This window comes from Chryseobacterium sp. PTM-20240506, from assembly GCF_048296755.1.
Lineage (GTDB): Bacteria > Bacteroidota > Bacteroidia > Flavobacteriales > Weeksellaceae > Chryseobacterium > Chryseobacterium proteolyticum.
This window is the reverse complement of sequence record NZ_CP182581.1, coordinates 4,335,582-4,359,033: the sequence shown is the minus strand read 5'-3', so window position 1 is coordinate 4,359,033 and position 23,452 is coordinate 4,335,582. Positions and strand designations below refer to the sequence as shown.

Below are 23,452 nucleotides of genomic sequence, written 5' to 3'. Positions count from 1 at the left end.
TTCTGAGCGGCTTCATTTATTATTACCAGATTTTGATTCTGTCCTGAGGAGCTTTATACAGTTTGTCTCCCTGTTTTACATCAAATGCTTTATAGAATGCGTCAACGTTCGTTAACGGACCGAAGCTTCTGAAATATCCAGGAGAATGCGGGTCTGTTTTCACCTGATTGATCATGTACTTTTCACTTGATAATGTTCTCCATACTGTTGCCCAGCTTAAGAAGAATCTTTGATCCTGTGTGTATCCGCTGATCACTCCAGGATTTCCTTTATCTTTCAAATACATTTGTAATGCATCATAAGCGATATTTACACCTCCTAAATCTGCGATATTTTCACCATTTGTAAAGGTTCCGTTTACGAAAGTTCCTTTTACCGGCTCATATTTATCATATTGGGCAGCAAGGGCTTTTGTTGCTTTTTCAAAGTTCGTTTTATCTTCAGGTGTCCACCAGTCTACCAGGTTTCCGTCTGCATCAAACTGAGCTCCTGAATCATCAAATCCGTGGCTCATTTCATGACCGATAACAGCTCCGATTCCACCGAAGTTCACAGCAGCATCAGCCTGAGGATTAAAGAACGGCGGCTGAAGAATAGCTGCAGGGAATACAATCTCGTTATTTACCGGATTATAATATGCATTTACCGTTTGTGGAGTCATTCCCCATTCAGTTTTATCAACCGGTTTTCCAATTTTAGCTAAATCTTTATTATACTGCCATTCTGAAACATTCTGAAGGTTTTGGTATAAAGTACCTCCTTTTGATTCTGGAGTGATAACCAATTTGGAATAATCTTTCCATTTATCCGGATAAGCAACTTTTACAGTGAATTTATTAAGCTTGTTTAATGCTTTTTCTTTTGTTGTAGAAGACATCCATGTTAAATTGTTGATGTGAACCACAAAGCTTTTCTTTAAATAATCGATCAATTCAACCATCTGAGCTTTAGCTTCAGCCGGGAAATATTTCTCAACATATAATTTACCGAAAGCTTCGCCCAGAGAACTGTTGATCAGCTCATATCCTCTTTTGTTTAAAGCTCTCTGTTCCTGCTGACCTCTAAGGTATTTTCCATAGAAAGCAAATCTCATGTTCCCAAGGTTTTCACTCAGATAAGATGCGCTTCCGTTGATCAGGTGGAATTTCAGATAATCCTTGATAACCGGAAGATTATTAGCATTTACCAATTGGTCGAAGTTTTTATAATAACCCAGTTCTCCAATGATTACTTTATCTGAATTTACTCCAACTTTTTTAAGGTAAGCCGGTAGATCAACATTTTTTACTAAAGCAGAAAGTTCAGACATCGTCTTCGGATTATATTGAAGATTGGAATCACGGATCTGCTCGTTTGTCAGATAAGTTTTAGCAATGCTTTTTTCGTAATCAACAATTCCTTTTGCAGCTTCATCAGCATTTTTGTACCCTAATTCTTTTAACATAGAAGCCACATACTTTTGGTATTCAGCAATCGCTTCCGTATTTTTTTCATTTACTTTCTGATAATAATCTCTTCCTAAACCAAGAGATGCATCGCCAAGATAGATCGCATTCATTTTAGAATCCTTAAGGTCAGCATCTACGCCCCATCCGTATAACACATTCTCTCCTTCTTTAGTTACAGAGATCAGGTAATTCTGCAGATCGGCAAGGTTTTTAATAGCATCGATTTTACTAAGGTTAGCCTGGATAGGTTTGATACCATCAGCATTTCTCTTCCGCATGTTCATATAAGTAGCATACAGATCCTGGATTTTTTTACCTTCACTTCCCTCTGCAAATTTATCCTTCAAAAGAGAATTCAAAATCGTCATTGAATTATTGTCAGTATCATCTGCCAGTTTATTGAAGCTTCCCCATGTTGGTTTATCAGCTGGAATTTTGGCCGTTTTCATCCACGTTCCACTCACGTAGTTGTAAAAATCATCCTGTGGACGTACAGATTTGTCCATTAAACTAAGGTCTAAACCTTTATCCGTTGTACTCATTACTGTTTTAGTTGTTTTAGCCTGAGCATTCACTGTATTCTGTGAGCAAATTCCCGCTAGTAAAAACAAAGAAAGCGTTAGTTTTTTCATTATAATAACAATTTATATAATATGTCTTTATATTGTAACATATGTTACGTTTACAAAAACAAATTTAAACAAATATTAAGAAGTTGTTATCTCCTTTACATTCCCTGTCCTTTTCAGAAATCCCCAGGACTGCATTTCTCCTTTCAGGGCCCTTCTCAGGCTTCTGAACAATACAATATACATCAGCCATCTGTATCCGAATCTTTGCGGAATCACATACACGAGATTGATCAGCTTTTCTTTTTGCATCAAAAACGCAATGATTGCAAGGGAAGCATCAACCAAAAGAAAAAGTAAATAGTATATAAATATTTTTTCTCCGTTTCCAAATAAGATCCCAAAAAACATAATGACATCTGCAAAAGGTGAAAAGAACGGAATAATATATTGAAACAATAAAATATTTGGCATTGCCCAAAGTCCCAGTCCTTTATATTTAGGGTTTAAGAAGGTTTGTTTTTGCTTCCAGAACATCTGCATAATTCCATAGGTCCATCGGAAACGTTGTTTTAAAAACTGTTTTACCGTCTCCGGAGCTTCTGTTACGGCAACAGCATTGTTTTCATTAGCCACAGTATATCCTTCTCTAAGAATTTTTACCGTAATATCACAATCTTCAGCCAGTGTATCCGAAGAATATCCACCTACCTCATCAATTACGGATCTCCTAAACGCTCCGATTGCTCCCGGGATTACTGTAATTGCATTAATATTCGCATAAGCTAACCTGTCAAAATTCTGGCTTGTTGTATATTCTATCGCCTGCCACTTTGTAAGCCAGTTGACCTGATTTCCAACTTTTACATTTCCCGCAACTGCTGCAATCTTCTCTTCAGCAGAGGCATTCAAAAACCTTGCAATCAAAAACTTCACGGCATCTTGCTGCAGTTTGGTATCGGCATCGATACAAACAACATATTCAGCATCGGTTTGTGAAATCCCAAAATTTAAAGCGGTTGCTTTTCCTCCGTTAGCTTTCGTGAAAATCTTGAGTTTAGGATGTTCAGCAAATTCTTCCCTGGCCTTTGTATAAGTGAGATCTTTACTTCCGTCATCTACAAGAATAACATCAAAATTAGGATAGGACTGTTTTAATAAATTATGCAAAGAAGATACAATATTAACTTCCTCATTATAGGCAGGAACAATAATAGATACTTTAGGATAGGTATCCAATACGGGAAAATTTGAAAGCTTTTTCTCTTTGCTTTTTTCTTTAACTGCCCAGTACACCATAAATAACAAACGGATAATTCCTAAAATAATGAAGATGGTAAATAAGGCCACCAAAAAATGACTAATCCCATAAATCACAGTCGCTAATACAAGATTCAGCTGCATAATATAGTACGATTTGGTTTTTGGAACCGCAGGCATCAGCTCATTTTTACTTTTATGTAAAATGCTTGCCAGATTCGTAAAATGATAACCTTGCTTCTGCAAAGTAGGAATTAAAATTTTCAGAGCTTTGATCGTCTCTTCTCTTGTGTCTCCTCCAGCATCATGCAGTAGAATAATATTTCCTCTCTCCTGCTTGATACCCTGCATTACACGTTTTACGATCTCATCTGCTTTAATACCAGGTTGCCAGTCTTCGGGATCTATACTTTCACCGATATCGAGATAATTCTGCTGTCTGGCCAAGGCAACGGGAATAATCTCTTCAGAGGTTGTAGGCTCGGAATCTGCATTATAAGGTGCTCTGAACAGGATCGTGCTATGACCGGTTATGCATTCAAATAAGAGCCTCGTCAGTTTCATCTCTAATAAAGCCCTCTCCGGACTTACTTTGGCCACATTTTCATGAGTGAAAGTATGGTTTCCTATTTCATGTCCCTCTCTGTAGATTCTTTTTACCAGAGGAAGATTTTTCTCAGCATTCAGGCCGATTAAAAAGAATGCAGCCGGAACGTGATATTTTGATAAGATATCAAGGACCTGAGGAGTATACGTTTCATCCGGACCATCATCAAATGTCAGTACCAGTTCTTTCTGTGGTGCCCAACCATATTTTTTCACTTCATAAGAACTTGGATACGTGATATAGTTCTCATCCGTAATAATTTTTTCTTTAGGATCTGTTTCCAGAGCTATTTTCCCGTCATGGGGTGTATTCAGGACATCCAATACTTCACCATCTCCGATATAATCTACCATGGTCTGGCCTTTTACATTCTCCAGTTTTTTAAGATCTAGCTTAGGCAGGCCGGCAAAAGTGAGATCTTTATCATAAAAATTCCAGATTCTGCTGTCCTCGCTTCCCAATCTCCAAAGTGCAGTTCCCGCCAAAGGATATTCTGAAGAAAAGCGCATAGTATTAAAAATCGATGCCGCATCATTAAAAAATACCGTATGGGTATTATTCTTAAAATCTGTGTATGAATAGTTGAGATTAAAAGTATTGTCATCAAAATTGATAACCGATTTACTTGCACTGGCCTTAGTAATAGCCTGCATATAGGAAACCGAAATATTATCATCCGGATTTGAGCTCCAGTCATATCCATAAGCCCCAAGACCTAGAATAATCTTGTTTGCCGTTGTTTTCTTTAAAATTTTCCCGGTTTGAGCTTCAATCCATTTTTGAGAAGAGATAGGTCCTGCATCCCCCGAAGCTGAATATTCATCGTATGCCATCAACACAAAATAGTCTACGTAAGGATTTAATTTTTGAATATTATAATCGTCATTATCCGTCATAATATCCATGGTCACCAGCAGCTTATTCTGTTTAAAATTATCTGAAAGCTCTTTCATAAAAGCGATAAGATTTTCATCAGAATCCAGATTCATGTCCTCAAAGTCAATATTGATTCCTTTGAAATGAAACTTCACGCATTCCTCCGCAAGCTTCCGGATCAGTTTGGTTCTTCTTAACGGATCGTTAAGTACTTTTGCCAAGCCCTCAGCACGGAATTCTCTGTCTGAGTTATTACTGAGAATCGGCATCGCTGCAACTCCCGTTCTTTTTATAACCTTATATCCTTCGGGATCGATGTTGGTTTTAAGATCTCCTGTTTTAGGATCAAGGAAAAACCATTCCGGAAAGACTAAATTGATGTGCTTAACATTCCTTTTCAGAGACATGAGGGATTGAGGATCCCAGGCTACATAGAAAGCAGAACGGATCCCTCCTGGAAATTGAGCCCAGTTCCTGTTTTGGTTTTTTAATCTTTCTGCTTTTGCTTCCTCAATTTTGGAAACATTGGTACGAATGGTCTTTTCAGAAATAAAGCTTCTGAATCCCTTATATTCTTTTGAGATTCTATTCTCCTGAAGGTAAGGCTTTCCTGCTGTGATAACGGTTTTGTAATCTTCATGAAAAGGGATTTTGGGACTTTTATCCAGTTTCATCATGAGTGCCAACGCCAGAAAAAGCAATATCCCGACAAAGATAAAAATGCGGGATCCCCACTGCACATTTCTCCAGCGTTTTTTATTAGTTGTTTGAAAAACCTGTTTTGAATTTTCCACGTTTTGATATTTTCGGCTGAAGATTCAAAAAGTGTGAAAAACTGTTGTATTTAAAATTAAAAAAAAATTAAAAAAAAGAAAAGTTTAACTAATTATTTACAAGCAAGCTCACCAAATCCTGAATAATTTTCTGTGAAACGAAATTCATAAAGTCAAGTCTTTCCAGATGGGGCATATAAAGTTTGAAGTTTTGAGCCTGATCATGAATCCTGATTGTATAGAAAACGGTTCCTACATCCTTTCCATCCTCTCCTTTTCCCGGTCCGGCAACTCCAGTTGTAGAAATGGAAATATCCGTATCAAATAAGCGCTGACATCCCTTTGCCATTTCTTCAGCTACCTGTTCACTTACAACCGTAAATTCGTCCACCGTGCTTTGAGAAACTTTTAAAATTTCAACTTTTTTTTCTGTTGCATAGGGAACAATTCCACCTATAAAATATTTGGAACTTCCTGAATTCGAAGTGATCATTTTTGCCAATTCTCCCCCCGTACAGCTTTCGGCCGTGGAAAGCGTAAGTTTTTTTTCACCCAAAAGTTCCCCTAATATTTTCTCAATTTTGTCCTCAGTAGTAGCGATAATATTTTCACCTACCAATGGAAAGAGTTTTTGAATCTCTTCCTCAAGTTGTCTGTTCAGAATATTTTCATCATGTCCAGATGCTGTAAGGCGAAGCTTCACGCGGGTTCCCACCGGAAGATAGGATAAAGCCAGATTCTCAGGTAACGAAAGCTCCCAATCCTCAATGATATCCGCTAAAATACTTTCAGGAACTCCTACTACGGAAACAATTCTTGTGGTGATATACTGTAAGCTAAAAGTATTTTTTAGGTAAGGAATAATCTGTTCTTTGATCAGGGGCTTTACTTCATAAGGCACTCCGGGAAGACTAAAGCTCAGTTTATCACCATACTTCATCATCATACATGGAGCAGTCCCATACTGATTCTGGAAAACTGTAGATTTAGTAGGAACAAAAGCCTGTTCTCTGTTTCTTTCCAGAATTTCCAGACGGCCTCTTTTTTCCATATATTTTTTTAAATGTTCGAAAGTCGGTTCATCCAGAGCTATTTCATCATTAAAAAAATCGGCAAGCGCTTTTTTAGTTTTGTCATCCCTTGTAGGACCCAGCCCACCTGTTGTAATAACAAGGTCTCCTATCTCAAAAGCAGCATGTAAAGTATCCTTAATAGTTTCAATTTCATCAGAAATCGTGAAAATCTGTGAAACTTTTATCCCTATATTCTTAAGTTCAGTAGCAATAAAATTAGAATTGGTATCTATTGTATTTCCTGAAAGGATCTCGTCTCCGATAGTAATGAGAACAGCATTTTCCATATTGTACATTCTTGAAAAAAAATCTAATACAAATGACGGAAAAATCTGTGGCCTCGGCAATGTTTATTATAGAAATCTTTTTAGGCAAATCAGCATTTTTGCTAATTATGCTTCACCCAGATCAATTCATCCGTATTGTATCCTATTCTCTTTGCTTTTTCTAAAAACCGTAATCTTATGCTTTCCGGGATTTCAGTCGTTCTGGATAATATCCACAGGTATTTTAAGCTGTTTCCAGCTACTAAGGCATACTGATAGTTTTCATCGATATCAATCACATTATAGCCTGCCCAAATAGGTTTAAAAAAAGAAACTTTTAAGCGGGCTTCCGTTTTATCTTTTACAAACCTTGCCTCTCCTATGGACTCTTTCCATTCTTTTTTCACATAATTATACCCTTTATTATCTACCCGGATGCTTCCATCGGGATTTTGGGAATAGGTTGCCGTAACATTGTCCATGTCTTTCTCAAACTTATAATCGAAGCGAGCAATTTCATACCATTTTCCCAGGTATCTTCCGGAATCAAAACGGGTGACAGGCATAGCACCTTTTGGTACCCTTACAGAACATTGATTAAAAATGAGAAATCCTAAAACTCCTATCGAGACAGGAATAACTATTTTCTGAAAATTTTTCATAATAATATAAGTTTGTGGTTATGAAAAAAGTCCAAAAATGATGCCTTTAGGTTCCCCTTAACATAAAGCTAAGAAAAGGTTTTAAGAAAAGCTTCTTTGAATGTCCCTGAAACCTCAATTTCAGCATCATCCAATAAAGTAACAGTCCCGCTTTTGTGATATGATTTAACAAAACCTGTATTGATGATATGTGAACGATGAACTCTGACAAAGGGAGCTTCAAGAAGATCATCAAAATGTTTTAAAAATCTGCATACCATCTTTTTGGTTCCGTCTGTAAGATAAACGAGGGTAAAATTTCCATCTGCCTGCAGTCTTACTATTTCTTCAGTTTTCACAACATCAAATCCCTGTAATGTCGGCAGGATAAGTTGCTGCTTATCAGGTTTTACTTTGAGATTTTCCAACAGTATTTTATTCCGGTTCAGCTCTTCCTTTTTTTCAAGGCTTTCTGCTACTTTATTGACGGCAAGAATCAGCTCCTGGATATCTATAGGTTTTAAAATATAATAGCTGGCCGACTTATTAAGAGCCTGTAAGGAATATTGAGAAAAAGCAGTTATAAAGATCGTTTCATAGGTGTAATCCTTAGTAGCTTCCAAGACATCAAAAGCATTCCCGAATGGCATTTCCACATCCAGAAAAACAAGCTGCGGAAGCTTCTCAGCGATCAGAGGAACGGCATCTTTTATATTTTCGGCTTCACCGAGGATTTCTACCTGAGGACAATATTTTGTAAGATAATTCCTTAGAACCTCTCTTGCAATAACCTCATCATCTATGATAACAGCTTTTATTTTCATTGATACAGATCCGGATAATGTCCGGTTTACATGTAAAAATATAATATTTAGTTGAAATACAAACGTCTATTAGATAAGATAATCCTGAAAAAGTTATAATTTATAGCGGATCTGTACAGTTACACCTTGTTCATTCTTTTTATCCGTTATGGTACAGTGGATGTCCTGTTTATAAAGGTCATTTAACAATGTAATTCTTTCCATCGTATTTTTCATCCCCCTTCCTTGCCTTGATTTTTGATGTTCTGTTTTCAATTTTTTACTTTCTTCAATACCTATTCCGTTATCATCAACGGTTATTATCATATATTGACCCTGCTTCTCAAAATTCAGTTGTAAAAATCCTTTGTTCTGACGATACCGTAGCCCATGCCATATCGCATTTTCCAAAAAAGGCTGGATCAGCATGCCGGGTATCAGTAGACTCTGTAAATTCAGACTTTCATCCACCTTGATTTCATAGTCAAATTTATCTGCAAACCGTGTTTTTTCCAGAGCCAGATAGTTCTGTAACAGATCGAGTTCCTGTTGGAAAGGAATAAAATCCTCTGCTGAGTTTTCCATAACACCGCGCATCAGTTTCGAAAATTTTGTCAGGTATTGATTCGCCTCCAACTCATTATTCGTGGCGATGAATTGATTCACACTATTTAAACTGTTGAAAATGAAATGTGGATTCATTTCCCGGCGAAGGGATTGTAAAGCTATTTTTTTATTTTTGATCTGAACTTTCTTTAAGGTCCATAAAATGAAGCCTGCCAATCCTGCCAATACAACCAAGGCTCCTATAAGGCTATAATTAAATGCATTCTTTTTGCGGATCAGCTCATCTTTTAATTCCCTTTCTTTTTCTAATTGTGCTATTCTTTGTTCGGTGTCTTCAAGAATTTTATTATCAACAAGACTTCTGTCCTTTGAAACAAGATCCGGTAATCGTCCGAGAAAATCCCTGTATAGCTTTACCGATTCATCTGTATTTTCGGAAACACTGTACAAACTGTCCAATCTTTTTACACTTTTCTGGGCCTCCAGCGTATGTCCTTTTTCCAGTGCAATATTGTAGGCACTTTTCAATGTTTCAATAGCACTTTTTGTGTCATTTTTTTTTATATAAATATCAGCGAGCTCCTGGATCTGCTCTACTTTTTTCTGAGAATTATCTTTTACAAAGTCCTCTTTCAAAACTTTCTTCTTGGCTTCAATGGCTTTATCAAAATCTTTATTCTCAACATAAAAATTGGTCAGCTTCTGATTAATTTCCAGAGCCTGCTGAGGTTCCATCTGCTTTTTGGAAATTGTGTAAGCACTTTTAAGATTCGCTTCAGCTTTAGGTATATCGTTTTGCTGGATGTTTACATCAGCTAACTGACTGTAACTGGCTGCCAGATCTGCTTTTTCATTGTCTTTCCTGCTGATATCAATATTGCTCTGGATCGCTTCCGCCCTCTCTTCCTTAGAAGGTGACGAGAGCCTGGTAACATCGTTGGTATTGATGCTTTTGTTTTCCTTTGAGTAGCTGATATCAGCTGCTCTGCTGTAGTTAAGGATGGCCGGACTTATTTTATTTTGTTTTTCCTGGGACTGCGCGAGCTTTCGGGTTACAAATTCGAGGTTCTTTTTATCGTTTAGGTTTTGGTATAGATTCCTTGCTTTTATCAGGTATTCTTCACTTTTTGCATAATTTCCCTGCCCGTAATAATCATTTGCCATACCGACATAGGTATCCGCGACCGTTTTATTATCATTATTATCAACCGCTTTTCTAATTTTGGAGGCAGACTTAAGTACTTTAGAAACCTTCATGGAATCCTGGGCAAAAAAAGAACTTCCAATTGCCAAGGTAATGAGTAATATAATTTTAAAAAGTAATTTCACTTGTATCCAAATCTATTATGCAAAGTAAGTAAAACTTTAGGTATCGTCTCTTACCATTCACCAAGTGAAACGTATATTTCACCAAGTTTAAAAGAAATAATAATCAATACACCTGTTTTCATATATTTGTGAATTACAAATCTCTTAAAAGAAACTCATGAAAACCTATTTGTATTTACTGTCCCTTCTGTGTTTTCTTACCCAGACAATTCATGCACAAACCTACATTCAGAATGTAACGGTTGTGGATGTGATGAATAAAAAAATGATTCCCAATCAAACCGTAGTGGTTACAAAAGACATGATCTCTGAAATCAAACCGGGGCATAAAGTAACAATCCCTAAAAATGCGACGGTTATAGATGGAAAAGGTAAATTTCTGATGCCGGGAATGACGGATGCCCACGTTCATTTCTTCCAGAGCGGAGGCTTATATACGAGACCGGATGCATTTGATCTCAGAAAGCAGATCCCTTATGAAAAAGAAATAGATTGGGTACATCAGAATATGGAAGATTTTTTACTGCGTTATCTTAAAAATGGAATTACTTCCGTCATCGATGCCGGGGCTACTTTCAACTTTCTGAAATTAAGAGATTCATTTGCAAAAAATCCTACTCTGCCTTCTGTTTATATGACAGGGCCACTTATTACAACCTACGAGCCCGAAGCTTTTAAAAACCTGGATAAAAATGAGCCTTTCAAACTAGTGAAAACCAGTGAAGAGGGACGCAAAATGGTTCAGGAGCAACTTCCCTATAAACCCGACTTTATCAAAATATGGTATATCGTTATGGCAGACCCGAAAGAAATAGAAGCCATGGCAAGAAAATATGAGCCTATTATTAAAACTATTATTGAAGAAGCTCACAAAAACAACCTTAAAGTTGCAGTACATGCTACGGAAAGAATTACCGCACAGATTGCCGTACAAAATGGAGCCGACTTTTTAGTGCATGATGTGGAAGATGAAGTTGTACCAGATGACTTTATCAAACTTCTTAAATCAAAAAAAGTAGTACTCAGCCCGACACTCACGGTGATGGATAATTACTTTAAAACCTATGCCCAGAAAAAGAAATACAATACCTATGAACTGGAGAATTCGAATCCACAAACAGTAGGATCTATCTATGATCTTCAACATTTAGCAGATTCTGCAGACTCCACAACGATTAATAAGATGAAAAAGCGTTTCAACCTACCTCAGCTGAACGCTTACGCCAGAAAGAAAGATTCTGTAAGAATCATTAATCTAAAAAGACTTTCGGACGGAGGAGTAACCATTGCAGCGGGTACAGATGCGGGAAACATTGCCACCCAACATGCTACTTCCTTTCTTGCCGAGCTAAAAGCAATGAAAGAAAGTGGAATGAACAACTGGCAGATCATTCAGTCTGCAACAATTAATCCAGCCAAGATCTTTAATAAAGAAAATATTTCGGGAAGTATAAACACCGGTAAAGTAGCAGATATGGTTCTTTTACGCGCAGATCCCACTGAAAATCTGGATCATCTTACCCAGATAGAAATGATTTTCAAAAACGGACAGCCAATACAGCCTGATAAAATTTTAAAAATTACCCCGGAAATCCTTGTCCAGCAACAGGTAAACGGATACAATGCCAGAAATATAGATGCATTTCTAGAACCTTATGCCGACGATGTCGAACTCTATACTTTCCCTGATAAATTAATAAGCAAGGGAAAAGATGCCATGAGAAAAACCTACAGCGCTATGTTTGACAAATTGCCGGATCTTCATTGTGAAATTACCAATAGGCTGATCAAAGGGAATTTTGTCATGGATAAAGAAAGTGTTTCAGGAATCAGGAAAAACGGAAAAGTAGAAGCAACTGCCATCTATGAAATAAAAGACAATAAGATTTCAAAGGTCTTTTTCTTGCCTTAAAAAGAATTTAAATACCTATAATAAAAAGACAGTTCGAGTGAACTGTCTTTTTTTTGTCATTTCACCAAGTGAAAACTTCATTTCACCAAGTCTCTCCATTTCAGGTTTACAATCGGGCTAATTTTACTTCAGAATTTAAAACAAGAAATTATGAAATTGAGACATTTTTTATTAATCGGATTCCTTACAGCAGGAAGTTTAATAAACGCACAGGAAGTAAAGAAAAATGCAATTGAGGTAACGGGAGTTGCTGAAATGGAAGTAGAGCCGGACGAAATCATCTTCAACATCGGAATAAAGGCCGACAACAAAAATGAGCTGGCAGACAATGAAAAGAAATTATTCGAAACTTTAAAAAGTAATGGGGTAAAGAATGAGGATATCACCTTCAAATCAATGTATCAGAATCTTTACTCAAAAACAACCAAGTTCACCAAAAGTTTTCAGTTTAAGGTAAATGCTAAGACCAACCTCAGTAAGGTATTCGAAGGGTTAAATCAAAAGTGGGTAAGCAACCTGAATATTGCAGAGGTAAAAAATACCAAAATTGCAGATTTCAGAAAAACCGTAAAAATAAATGCATTAAAGGCAGCTAAAGAAAAAGCGGATTATTTACTGGAAAGCATGGGTAAAAAAACCGGAGCTCCTTTAGAAATTATAGAGATCGAGGATTATACAAGTGACACTATTATGCCAATGTCTGCCTACATGAGAAAATCCAGTAATGTACAAATGGAAGCTGATGCAGGAGTTGATTATTCATTTGAAAATATTGAAAATATCAAATTGAAATACAGCATTAAAACCAGATACGAGATACTTTAAAAATGCTAAAGGCAGCTATCCGCAGTTGCCTTTGTTCAAACTAAAGGGTCATCAATTTTTCCTTTAAGGTAAAATCCAAAACATTGCAAATTCATTAGTATAGAAAATAAACAATTAAAAATATAAATAATGACAACTTTAAAAATTTTAACATTGAGTATAGGTGCTGCTTTTTTAAGTTCTAATAGCCTTACAGAGACACGTTGTATGGGAAAAAGCAATCCTTCGGTAATTGAGCACATTACAACACAAAGACCTTCTTTGTATACTGCACAACCATCATCAGGGGATAACAAAATTCAGGTTGCCCTTTTACTGGATACTTCGAACAGCATGGATGGATTAATCGATCAGGCTAAATCCAGACTCTGGAATATTGTAAATACGCTGACTACATTAAAGTATGAAGGAAAAGCACCACAAATAGAAATTGCATTATACGAATATGGCAATGACGGAATTCGCGATGAAAATTTCATCCGCCAGGTAACTCCCCTAACACAGGATCTGGATCTGGTTTCAGAAAAATTATTTGGATTAAGAACCAATGGTGGAAGTGAATACTGCGGTGCCGTGATCCGGGATGCGGCTATGAATCTGAACTGGGATAAAAATGATAAGAGTATGAAACTTATCTACATTGCCGGTAATGAGCCGTTTGATCAGGGAAGAATTAACTACAAGGAAGTTATTTCATCTGCTAAGGCAAAAAAAATCTATACCAATACTATATTTTGTGGTGACAGAAATGAAGGTATCCAGTCATTCTGGCAAAATGGAGCTGTTACAGGTGATGGAAAGTACTTTAATATCGATAGTGACAGAAAGGTAATCTATGTGGAAACACCATATGATGCTAAAATTTCAGAGTATAACACGAAACTCAATGACACTTATGTATATTACGGAAGCCATGGTTCCGAATACAAGAGCAAACAGATCATGCAGGATAAAAATGCAGCAGTTCAGTCTGTTTCCAATGCGGTGGAAAGAACGGTAGCCAAAAGTAAAAAGAATGCATATAAGAATGATCATTGGGACCTTGTAGACAAAGCGGAAAAGGATGTCAACTTTATAACAACTGTTAAAGAAAGTGAACTCCCCGCTGAATTAAAAGGCAAAACTAAAGATGAAGTAAAAAGGCTGGTAACGGAGAAATCTGCCGAACGGGAAAAGATTCAAAAAGAAATTGAGGGGCTATCCAAAAAAAGACAGGACTATATCGATAACGAAATGAAAAAAAGAGGAAATGCAGACTCTGATGATCTGGGCAAAGCTATCGAAACTTCAATCTTGGAATTGGCCAGAAAAAGCGGATATACTATATAATATTGGCAGCTTGGAAGCCACCAATATAGTAATGATAAAACCAGGTGGATGATGTTTCATAACCATCTGGTTTTATCTTTCAAACTTAAAATATCTCGATAAGGGATGTTTTTTATTTTTCATAAAAAGGGATGTCATTTCCATTCCTGTAACTGAAAAAGTAATCCCGTTTCCACCAAAACCAAGCACAAAATAGGAATTATTGAATTTCTCATGTTCACCTATATAAGGTAACCCGTCTTTAGTTTCCCCGAAGGTTCCAGCCCATACAAAATCTGTATAAAAATGGTAATCGGGCCTGATCTTTTTTAATGTTTTCAGAATCTGTTTTTCTTTTTTATCCAGCAATGCATCCCGCTTTTTCGCGTCATAAAAATCCTCATCCCCTCCTCCGATCAGTAACCTTCCGTCATCAGTAGTCCTCATATACATATAAGGTTCATCTGTATTCCAGACCAGTGTACTGGAGATATTTTTAAATTTATCATCATCAATCTCGGAAACTAGAGCATATGTGCTTTTGAGATCCACAAAATTTTCTTTGATCAGACTTTTACTCTCATAGCCTATACAATAAATGATCTTTTTAGCTTTGATCTGAGGTCCGTTTATTGTGCTTACAAGATTATATCCTCTGTAACTCTTTGCCGCTTTCATCTCTGTCTTATCAAATACAAGAAGTCCTTTCTTATGATTAAATTCCAATAATTCATGGGCCAATTTGAATGCATCTACGCTTGCTCCCTGCTTAGAAACAATTCCTCCAAATGTATTTTGAAATCCGAATTCTTTTTGAATTTCTTCAGCATCAAGCCATTCCACTTCGAATCCGTATTTTTTTCTGGCTTCAAATTCCTGCTGCAACCACTGTATATCTTTTTTTCTTGACGCATAATACAGAGATCTTTTTCTTTTAAAACCGGCCTTTGATTTTAATTCTTTTGTAAGCTGTTCTATTATATCAATAGCATCTGAACAGGCTTTGTAGCTTTCAACAGCTCCTTTTTCCCCGATCTGATCAATCAGTTTAAAAAGTGGAATATCAATTTCATATTGCAGCATAGAAGTAGTGGCTGAGGTGCTTCCGTTACAAATCTCCCGTTTATCAATAAGGATCGTCCTGTATCCATCTTTTACCATCTGGTGGGCAATCAGACTTCCCGTTATTCCACCCCCGATAATCAATACATCACATTCTTCATCTGATTTTAAAGAAGGATAAGAGGCTGTCAATCCATTCTTTAATAACCAAAATGGTTCATTCGATTTTAAATCCATATTAATATTTTAAACTAAAATACTAATATTTGTGAGTATTTTAACGATTTTCGGACGATTATTGGTGTAATTATTGTTGGTGAAATACCACCAAACCATAAAAAATATACTATGATTACTATTATTCCAGATGCCCCGGAGAATGTTGCGGCGTTCAGCGCAACGGGAGAAGTGACCCGAGAGGACTTTGAAAACCTTGTTATTCCCCATGTAAAACAAAAGGTCGATCAGTTTGATGAACTTAATTATTTGTTGTATTTAGATACGGATCTGGAGAATTTTACCATGGGAGCATGGTTACAAGACGCACTTTTGGGACTAAAAAACCTTGCTAAATGGAATCGTACAGCTATTGTGACGGATAGCACAGGTGTTCAGAATTTCACCGATATATTCAGTGTCCTGATGCCCGGTGAATTCAAGTCTTTTCCTAAAGAAAATGTATACAATGCCCTTTACTGGTGTAAGAACGGTAATGAAGTTGAAGCATAAAGGATTAAAAAAAGAGGCAAATGCCTCTTTTTTTTATTGATCTCCCGGAATACATTCCACTGTTATTTCTTCTGTTATAAGTTTTGAAGATCTGTATAAATACATATACCGTATACTGATCATCAGTCCTATAAACGTCATTCCGACACCCACCAAAGAAGGATATTTAAACGAAAATCCATGTTCTAAAGGAATTCCACCTAAAAATGCTCCCATTGCATTGGCAATATTAAAAGCAGCCTGCATAAAGGCCGCAGCCATCATTTCGCTTCTTGGAGCGGCTTTCATCATCATAATATTAATCGGGGCAGCCACAGACATTGATAACGCACCACATACAAAAGTAAGTACCAGAGCAATAATACTGTTTTCTGAAAAGAAAAATACACCTGCCAATGACGACATCATCAGAAGTAATAAAAGAGAACATGTTTTTTCGGGCCCTAATTTATCTGATAAAAAACCTCCAGCCAGATTTCCCACTACCATTCCTGCTCCCGCCAAAATCATAACATATGCCATCTGACTTGCCTTAATGCCCGCAATGATGGTCATTAGTGGTGTAATATAACTAAACCAGGTAAATAGTCCGCCAAATCCTATTGCGGTAATTAATAATACCAGCCAGGATTGTTTATTTTTTAGAAATTTTAATTCCTCCAGAAAGTGTGTATCCTGCTTTGTTTCCATGGTAGGAAGCCAGAACTTTAAAAACAATAAGGCAAATAATCCAATTACCGCGACAATCACGAAATACCATCTCCAGTGGAAGGTATGTCCTATATAAGTGACCAGGGGCACCATTGCCAGGTTCGCTATAGTAAGCCCGGTGAACATTAAAGAAATATAGAATGCCTCCTTGCCTTTTCCTGCCAGCCGAGATGCCACTACGGTCCCTACTCCGAAAAATGCTCCATGTGGCAGGCCAGACAAAAACCGGATAATGAGCATTGATGTGTAATCTGGTGCTATCGCTGATAAACCGTTAAACAAAGTAAAAATCATCATTAAAACAATCAATACTTTTTTAGGTGGAAACTTCACAGAGTAACCGATTAATATCGGAGCCCCAATAACGACTCCTAGTGCATATGCAGAAATAAGATGCCCGGCTTCGGGAATACTTACCTGTAAAGTTTTAGCAATATCGGGCAGTAAGCCCATAATGGTGAATTCTGTTGTTCCAATCCCCAAACCACCAATGGCCAGTGGTATAATCCTCTTATCTATCATTCCCATATCATTTTGTTTCTTTCAATTGCTTCTTTGTTTTAGAGATAGTAAAAGCAATCCTATTATTTGAAAGTGCAAAAATCGATAGAAATTTTCAATTCTGCTTCCACTCAAATGATAAAAATTTGCTCCGTATTGACCTTTTTATTTAATTTTAAATCTCAAAGTAATCAAGATAGAACCAAATGAAAATCCAGAAAGAAATTATTGACTTCGAAAAAGGAAAATCATTCAAGCTTTTTTCTCCTTCCTTGAAAGACTGCTTTTTCTGGCATTATCATCCTGAAATAGAATTGGTTTATGTTGAAGCCATAAATGGAATCCGCCATATAGGAAAAGATATTTCCGGTTTTACTAATAGTGACCTTTTACTGATTGGCTCTAATGTTCCACATCTCAACTTCGATTACAAAATCCAAACAGAGTGCAGACAGATGGTTCTCCAGATGAGAGAAAATTTTTTACAGGATATTATTGATCCGGTTCCCGAATTTGACGATATCAGACATCTTCTGGAACGTTCCTATCTTGGACTATCTTTCTCCGGAGACACAAAGCGGATCGTCGTTGAAAAAATGCATAGCCTCATGACTACAGGAAATTTTGATTCCCTCATCGGATTAATTGAAATCCTACAGATCCTTGCCAACTCAAATGAAGTAAAAGAACTGAATAACGAAGATACCCGGATCAAATGGTTTCTTAACGATAAAATAAGAATGGGAACAATTTACGATTACATTCATGAAAACTATGATAAAAAAACGAATGTCAATCACATTGCAGCAACAGTAAACCTGAGTACTGCGGCTTTCTGCCGGTATTTTAAAAAGCAAACCAATATGACATTTACTGATTTTGTAAACAACTACAGGATCAATCAGGCAAAGATATTTTTGTTAAAGGATTCGTCCGTAACGGAAGTTTGTTTCCAGGTAGGTTTTGAAAGTCTGTCGTATTTTAATAAGCTATTCAAACAGCATGTAGGTGAAACACCATCAGAGTTCAGGAAAAAGCATTTGGCTAAAATTGAGGGATGATGAAGGCTAAATAGCTAAATTGAGTTTTGCTGATTTACATATCAACTGCCCTTTTCTAATAAAAAAAATCGCTCCGTGTTGGAGCGATTTGTATTTTTAGTGAATATGTTTTTCTGCGTGATAAGAACTTCTTACAAGTGGTGAACTTTCAACATGTCTGAAACCTAAACTTCTTGCAAAATCACCGAATTCATCAAATTCTTCCGGTGTAATGAATTTTTTTACAGGAAGATGTTTTTTAGTAGGCTGAAGATACTGCCCCAAGGTAATCACATCCACGTTGGCATTTCTGATGTCCTCAATCGTCTGGAAAACTTCATCTCTTGTTTCTCCCAAACCAAGCATAACACCCGTTTTGGTTCTTCTCTGTCCTGCTTCTTTCAGGTATCTTAATACTTCAAGGCTTCTTTCATATTTCGCCTGAATTCTCACTTCCCTTGTTAAACGTTTTACTGTTTCCATGTTATGAGAAATCACTTCCGGAGCAACATCCACCAATCGATCAAGGTGCTTTGTTATTCCCTGGAAATCAGGAATCAATGTTTCCATTGTAGTTCCCGGAGAAATTCTTCGTACCGCATTTACAGTTTCCCCCCACAGAATGGATCCCATATCCTTCAGATCATCGCGGTCCACTGAAGTAAGTACTGCGTGCTTAATTTTCATTAATTTGATCGAACGTGCTACCTTCTCGGGTTCATCCCAGTTTACATCCATAGGTTTTCCGGTTTTTACACCACAAAATCCACAGCTCCGCGTACAGATATTCCCCAGAATCATGAAAGTTGCAGTTCCCTCACCCCAACATTCCCCCATATTCGGGCAGCTCCCGCTCTGGCAAATTGTATTTAATTTATATTTATCAACCAAGGTTCTCAGTTCTCTGTAATTCTTTCCGGTAGGCAGTTTTACACGAATCCACTTTGGTTTTTGAACGGTAGTGTCTTGAACTAAATTTTCCATTTCTAAAATTGAACTTCAAAGTTAAGGAATTTTTAATGGAAACCATCTAATGCAGAAATTGATGGAACACATAATTAAATATATAATTGTAATTTAGATCACCAAATTTTTTCCATGAAAACAACCTTCTTCCTTTTATCTCTATTCTTCAGTATCATTTGCTCTGCCCAAAAAGAATTTCAACCTGTGGGATCTGAGATTATAGAAACCGTAGATGGCGATCTTGACGGCGATAAAATCCCAGAAAAAGTAATTATCTACAATACGAAAGATACTACGGATATGGGAAATATCCGTGAAATCCAGATTCTAAAAAAAACAAATGGTAAGTGGGGCATTTTAGAAAAATCAAGAAAAGCCATCCTCGAAAGCAATCATGGAGGAATGATGGGAGATCCTTATCAGAGTATGGCCATTAAAAAAGGAATTTTAGAAATTACTCAGGCTGGTGGAAGCAGCTGGAAATGGGGATACACGGATAAATACCGTTTTCAGAACGGACATTTCGAACTGATTGGTTATTCCCTTAGCTACGGAAGACCGGGAGACTATTGGGCGGATATTGATTATAACCTTTCCACCGGACAGTTGGTATATTCTAAAGAAGTAGAAGGTAAAGATAACCCAGACAACGGAAAATCTGAAAAAGAAACCGTCATAAAAAAAGACTGGAAGATTAATTTACAAAACAGAAATTCAGAAGAAAGAACCTTTAAGTTTCCAAAAACAAAAGCTGAGTTTCATTTGTAGTCATATCTTTTGAAACTTCTGAGATATTTTAATGCTTAAGGCTTATCAATCCTCATCAAACTCATTGTTTTTGAGAAGCTCAGCCAGGACTTTTTTAGCACGCATTACCCTTACTTTGGTATTTGCAACAGAAATTCCCAACTCTTCAGCTATTTCTTTTATGCTTTTCTCTTCAAAAAATCTAAGTTTTATGATATCCTGATAATTGGCATCTAAGGATTCAATTGTTTTAATGATTTTCTTTTGCTCTTCGTCAGAAATCATCAGTTCTTCCGGAGATTTGGCAAACTGGTTCTTCACTTCATCCAGGTTTTCTGTCGGATCCTGATTTTCACGGCTTCTCTTCCTCCAAAAATCAATAACCGTATTCTGAGCAATTGTCAGTATCCATGTTTTAAACTGAAAATGAGGATCGTACATATCCAGTTTAGATAACACCTTTGAAAAAACATTGACCGTAATTTCATCTGTATCATTTTCGTCACGGACTTTTTTCATCACAAAAGAAAAGACATCCACCCAAAAAACATTAATGAGTTTTGTCTGGGCCTTCTGGTCTTTTTCTTTAGCTTTCTGAATAAGTGAAAATAACTGTTCGTCGTTCATTAGTAACAAATATAATTTATTTTCGGGGAAATGACAATATGGCTGAATGGCAAAATCGCAAAATCCAGGATTCGTAAAACAGTTACCTGGACAGCTTTTACATGATAAAATGATTATGCCGTGATCATGAAATCATGAAAGGTAAATTGACCCATATAGTATGGGATTCTTGTCTTTCAGTTTTTTGGCTTTTCGCTTTTTAGCCCTCACACTTTACCATCCGTACTTCTGAATTTACTATCTTTGCACAGTTAAATTTTAAAGAAAAATTATAATATGAATTCCTTTATTGAAGAATTAAAATGGCGTGGTCTTTTTGCTGATATGATGCCAGGAACCGATGAACAACTGAATAAAGAGGTAACTACTGCGTATATCGGTTTTGATCCAACTGCTGATTCTTTGCATATTGGAAGTCTTATTCAAATTAAAATTTTAGCTCATTTTCAACAGCATGGCCACAAGCCTATTGCATTAGTAGGAGGTGCTACCGGGATGATCGGCGATCCTTCAGGAAAGTCTGCGGAGAGAAATCTTCTGGATGAGGAAACACTTTTACATTATGTCGACTGTTTGAAAAATCAGCTTTCTCAGTTTCTGAATTTTGATGGAGATGGAGCCAATAAGGCTGAGTTGGTAAACAATTACGACTGGATGAAAAACATCTCGTTTTTAGACTTTGCCAAAAATGTGGGAAAAAACATCACTGTAAACTATATGATGGCTAAAGATTCCGTAAAGAAGAGATTCTCAGGGGAAGCCGGAGCTGAAGGGATGAGTTTTACTGAATTTACTTATCAGCTGATTCAGGGGTATGATTTCCTGCACTTGTACCAGAATAATAATGTAAAGTTACAAATGGGAGGTTCTGATCAGTGGGGAAATATCACTACAGGGACAGAACTGATCCGCAGAAAGGCACAAGGAGAAGCTTTTGCATTAACGGTTCCTTTGATCACGAAAGCAGATGGCTCCAAATTCGGAAAATCCGAGAGTGGTGAAAATTACTGGTTAGATAAGAAGAAAACATCACCGTATAAATTCTACCAATTCTGGCTGAATGCAACCGATGCTGATGCCGAAAGATTTATTAAATTTTATACATTCCTGGGTAAAGAAGAAATTGAAGCATTAATAGAAGAGCACAAAACAGCTCCACATGAAAGAAAGCTTCAAAAGAAATTAGCTGAAGAAGTAACCGTATGGGTTCATGGAAGAGAAGAATATGAAAAGGCTTTAAAGGCTTCAGAAATTCTTTTCGGCCGCTCCACTGCTGAAGATTTAGTAAGTCTGGATGAGGAAATTTTCCTTGAAGTTTTTGACGGAGTTCCACAAAAAGAAGTAGCAAAAGCAGATGTATTGGGAATCAACATTATTGATCTTCTTTCAGAAAAATCAGGATTTTTAAAATCAAAAAGTGAGGCCCAAAGAGAGATCAAAGGAAATTCAATTTCCGTAAACAAGCAAAAAATAAATGATACTTTTACAGCAAACGAAAGTGACCTGATCGATGGTAAATTTTTATTACTGCAAAAAGGTAAAAAGAGTTATTTTATTGTAAAAGTAGTATAATTCAAAATCATATATAAATATATAAAAAGACTATCTTTCTCAAGATAGTCTTTTTTAACTTTACATTATGTATATGCGTGTTTTATTAAAAACCCTCTGCAATAATCATATAAGTATAAGTATTGCCTCCGCCCGAGATATAAAATGTAACGCGATAATACTTATTCACAGAAGCATCTACAATGTGGATGATATTTAATTCGCTATTGGCAATCGAATCCGTATTAGATTTGTCTAAGAATTGGCCTGTTGAAAAATTTGTATTAGTGTAAGTAATTGATTTATTATCATATTCAAAACCACCACCTGCATATTGTTGATTGATTCCTAAAAATAATATCTTGTCATTGCCTGGGTTATCTGTTAGCGCCAAATAAGGTTTACAACCTCCTACATTGTCTCCATTTCTACTTCTAAAATAAAATTTAAATTGATCAATTTCTACTGCCCCATCTGTTAAAGCAGCTGTACAAGGTGCCGTTTTCGTAAAAATTATTTTTTTCACTTCACTGCCGCTTGTATTGGTTTGGGGTTGAAAGTAAGACCAAACCGGAGCTCCAGGTGTATTTGAATTATAATAAAACCCAGCTCTTTTTAGGTCCCCTGCACCTGTATTGTACACCAATAGACCTGTTGCAGGATTTAAAATGGTAGTAGCGTCTGTTGTTGATTTAAGAGCTACCCTATTTACTAAAAAACCTTTATTATCACTCGCTAATGTAAGATCAGCAGACGGATCTGGTGTAATAGTAGCCACACCTACATTTCCTCCGGAAGTTATTACAAAATCATTAGCTTGCTGAGTAACAGTAGGAACACCAGTCTTTTCGTTATCTTTCCCACCATCAACATGGAGAATTGCTTGAGGATTGGAAGTATTAATCCCTACTTGAGCAATTGTGATATTAAATATACAAAAGCTTCCTACTAAAAATAGTTTTTTTTTCATCTTGTTTTATTTTTGAATTAATTTTATACGTTTTTAATGGGATTATATTTTATTGATTATCTGACCAATATAACAAATTCTTTTTTTTTCTGCCAAAATTAGAATATGATTATGCTCAGTAATCGTAATACTTAGAAAGAAATTTTTATTCTATAAAAGGTTAAATTTAAATATGGTTTTGCTCTTTAATTTTATATTCTTTCACCGCAATAAAAAGTTTGATACCCATTTTTCTTCAACAATAAAGAGCTCAATGTTGTAGTTTACTTATAATATTTTTTTATCCAAATC

General features: G+C 36.4%; 18 protein-coding genes. 7 read left to right on the top strand and 11 right to left on the bottom strand.

Features of this window, described 5'->3' with window-relative positions; genetic code table 11:
- Positions 1-22: 22 nt before the first annotated feature.
- From ACNFU2_RS19585 to ACNFU2_RS19560, 6 genes are all read right to left on the bottom strand, one after another.
- Positions 23-2,080 carry a M13 family metallopeptidase gene (locus tag ACNFU2_RS19585; protein WP_418122767.1) on the bottom strand — a complete coding sequence of 686 codons (2,058 nt, stop codon included), beginning with the start codon at positions 2,078-2,080 and terminating at the stop codon, positions 23-25.
- Positions 2,081-2,155: 75 nt separating this feature from the next.
- Positions 2,156-5,554 carry a polysaccharide deacetylase family protein gene (locus ACNFU2_RS19580; protein WP_306611195.1) on the bottom strand — a complete coding sequence of 1,133 codons (3,399 nt, stop codon included), beginning with the start codon at positions 5,552-5,554 and terminating at the stop codon, positions 2,156-2,158.
- An 88-nt stretch (positions 5,555-5,642) separates the two neighbouring features.
- On the bottom strand, positions 5,643-6,893 hold the full coding sequence (locus tag ACNFU2_RS19575) for a CinA family nicotinamide mononucleotide deamidase-related protein (RefSeq protein WP_306611193.1): 1,251 nt from the start codon (positions 6,891-6,893) through the stop codon (positions 5,643-5,645).
- 101 nt (positions 6,894-6,994) lie between these two features.
- On the bottom strand, positions 6,995-7,534 hold the full coding sequence (locus ACNFU2_RS19570) for a lipocalin family protein (protein ID WP_273650941.1): 540 nt from the start codon (positions 7,532-7,534) through the stop codon (positions 6,995-6,997).
- A 68-nt stretch (positions 7,535-7,602) separates the two neighbouring features.
- Complete coding sequence (locus ACNFU2_RS19565; RefSeq protein ID WP_172276757.1) at positions 7,603-8,337, bottom strand: LytR/AlgR family response regulator transcription factor; 735 nt, start codon at positions 8,335-8,337, stop codon at positions 7,603-7,605.
- A gap of 93 nt (positions 8,338-8,430) precedes the next feature.
- Positions 8,431-10,212, bottom strand: a complete 1,782-nt coding sequence (locus ACNFU2_RS19560; protein ID WP_306611189.1) for a tetratricopeptide repeat-containing sensor histidine kinase — start codon at positions 10,210-10,212, stop codon at positions 8,431-8,433.
- A gap of 157 nt (positions 10,213-10,369) precedes the next feature.
- Between ACNFU2_RS19560 and ACNFU2_RS19555 the strand changes: the two genes are divergently transcribed.
- From ACNFU2_RS19555 to ACNFU2_RS19545, 3 genes are all read left to right on the top strand, one after another.
- Complete coding sequence (locus tag ACNFU2_RS19555) at positions 10,370-12,124, top strand: amidohydrolase family protein (RefSeq protein ID WP_306611187.1); 1,755 nt, start codon at positions 10,370-10,372, stop codon at positions 12,122-12,124.
- 150 nt (positions 12,125-12,274) lie between these two features.
- On the top strand, positions 12,275-12,949 hold the full coding sequence (locus tag ACNFU2_RS19550; protein ID WP_306611185.1) for an SIMPL domain-containing protein: 675 nt from the start codon (positions 12,275-12,277) through the stop codon (positions 12,947-12,949).
- A gap of 129 nt (positions 12,950-13,078) precedes the next feature.
- On the top strand, positions 13,079-14,278 hold the full coding sequence (locus tag ACNFU2_RS19545; RefSeq protein WP_418122763.1) for a vWA domain-containing protein: 1,200 nt from the start codon (positions 13,079-13,081) through the stop codon (positions 14,276-14,278).
- A gap of 72 nt (positions 14,279-14,350) precedes the next feature.
- Here ACNFU2_RS19545 and ACNFU2_RS19540 read toward each other — a convergent pair whose 3' ends face one another.
- The gene (locus tag ACNFU2_RS19540; RefSeq protein ID WP_273650936.1) at positions 14,351-15,556 is read right to left on the bottom strand and encodes an NAD(P)/FAD-dependent oxidoreductase; all 1,206 of its coding nucleotides are present in this window, start codon (positions 15,554-15,556) and stop codon (positions 14,351-14,353) included.
- Between the two features lie 111 nt (positions 15,557-15,667).
- Between ACNFU2_RS19540 and ACNFU2_RS19535 the strand changes: the two genes are divergently transcribed.
- On the top strand, positions 15,668-16,048 hold the full coding sequence (locus ACNFU2_RS19535; RefSeq protein WP_273650935.1) for an STAS/SEC14 domain-containing protein: 381 nt from the start codon (positions 15,668-15,670) through the stop codon (positions 16,046-16,048).
- 33 nt (positions 16,049-16,081) lie between these two features.
- On the opposite strand, the gene ACNFU2_RS19530 is transcribed toward ACNFU2_RS19535, so the two are convergent.
- The gene (locus ACNFU2_RS19530; protein WP_373428003.1) at positions 16,082-17,281 is read right to left on the bottom strand and encodes an MFS transporter; all 1,200 of its coding nucleotides are present in this window, start codon (positions 17,279-17,281) and stop codon (positions 16,082-16,084) included.
- Positions 17,282-17,466: 185 nt separating this feature from the next.
- On the opposite strand from ACNFU2_RS19530, the gene ACNFU2_RS19525 reads away from it, so the two are divergent.
- Positions 17,467-18,321, top strand: coding sequence for an AraC family transcriptional regulator (locus tag ACNFU2_RS19525; protein ID WP_273650933.1), 855 nt, complete (start codon positions 17,467-17,469; stop codon positions 18,319-18,321).
- Positions 18,322-18,417: 96 nt separating this feature from the next.
- On the opposite strand, the gene lipA is transcribed toward ACNFU2_RS19525, so the two are convergent.
- The gene (lipA, locus tag ACNFU2_RS19520) at positions 18,418-19,284 is read right to left on the bottom strand and encodes a lipoyl synthase (protein ID WP_172276733.1); all 867 of its coding nucleotides are present in this window, start codon (positions 19,282-19,284) and stop codon (positions 18,418-18,420) included.
- 114 nt (positions 19,285-19,398) lie between these two features.
- Between lipA and ACNFU2_RS19515 the strand changes: the two genes are divergently transcribed.
- Positions 19,399-20,034, top strand: a complete 636-nt coding sequence (locus ACNFU2_RS19515) for a hypothetical protein (RefSeq protein ID WP_273650932.1) — start codon at positions 19,399-19,401, stop codon at positions 20,032-20,034.
- Between the two features lie 45 nt (positions 20,035-20,079).
- On the opposite strand, the gene ACNFU2_RS19510 is transcribed toward ACNFU2_RS19515, so the two are convergent.
- Complete coding sequence (locus ACNFU2_RS19510) at positions 20,080-20,640, bottom strand: RNA polymerase sigma factor (protein WP_273650931.1); 561 nt, start codon at positions 20,638-20,640, stop codon at positions 20,080-20,082.
- Positions 20,641-20,916: 276 nt separating this feature from the next.
- Here ACNFU2_RS19510 and tyrS point away from each other — a divergent pair, with 276 nt between their 5' ends.
- Positions 20,917-22,212 (top strand): tyrosine--tRNA ligase, encoded by a 1,296-nt coding sequence (tyrS, locus tag ACNFU2_RS19505; protein WP_273650930.1) that lies wholly within the window; start codon positions 20,917-20,919, stop codon positions 22,210-22,212.
- An 85-nt stretch (positions 22,213-22,297) separates the two neighbouring features.
- Here tyrS and ACNFU2_RS19500 read toward each other — a convergent pair whose 3' ends face one another.
- Entirely contained in the window at positions 22,298-23,161 is an 864-nt protein-coding gene (locus tag ACNFU2_RS19500) for a hypothetical protein (protein WP_273650929.1), read from the bottom strand.
- Between the last annotated feature and the right edge of the window lie 291 nt (positions 23,162-23,452).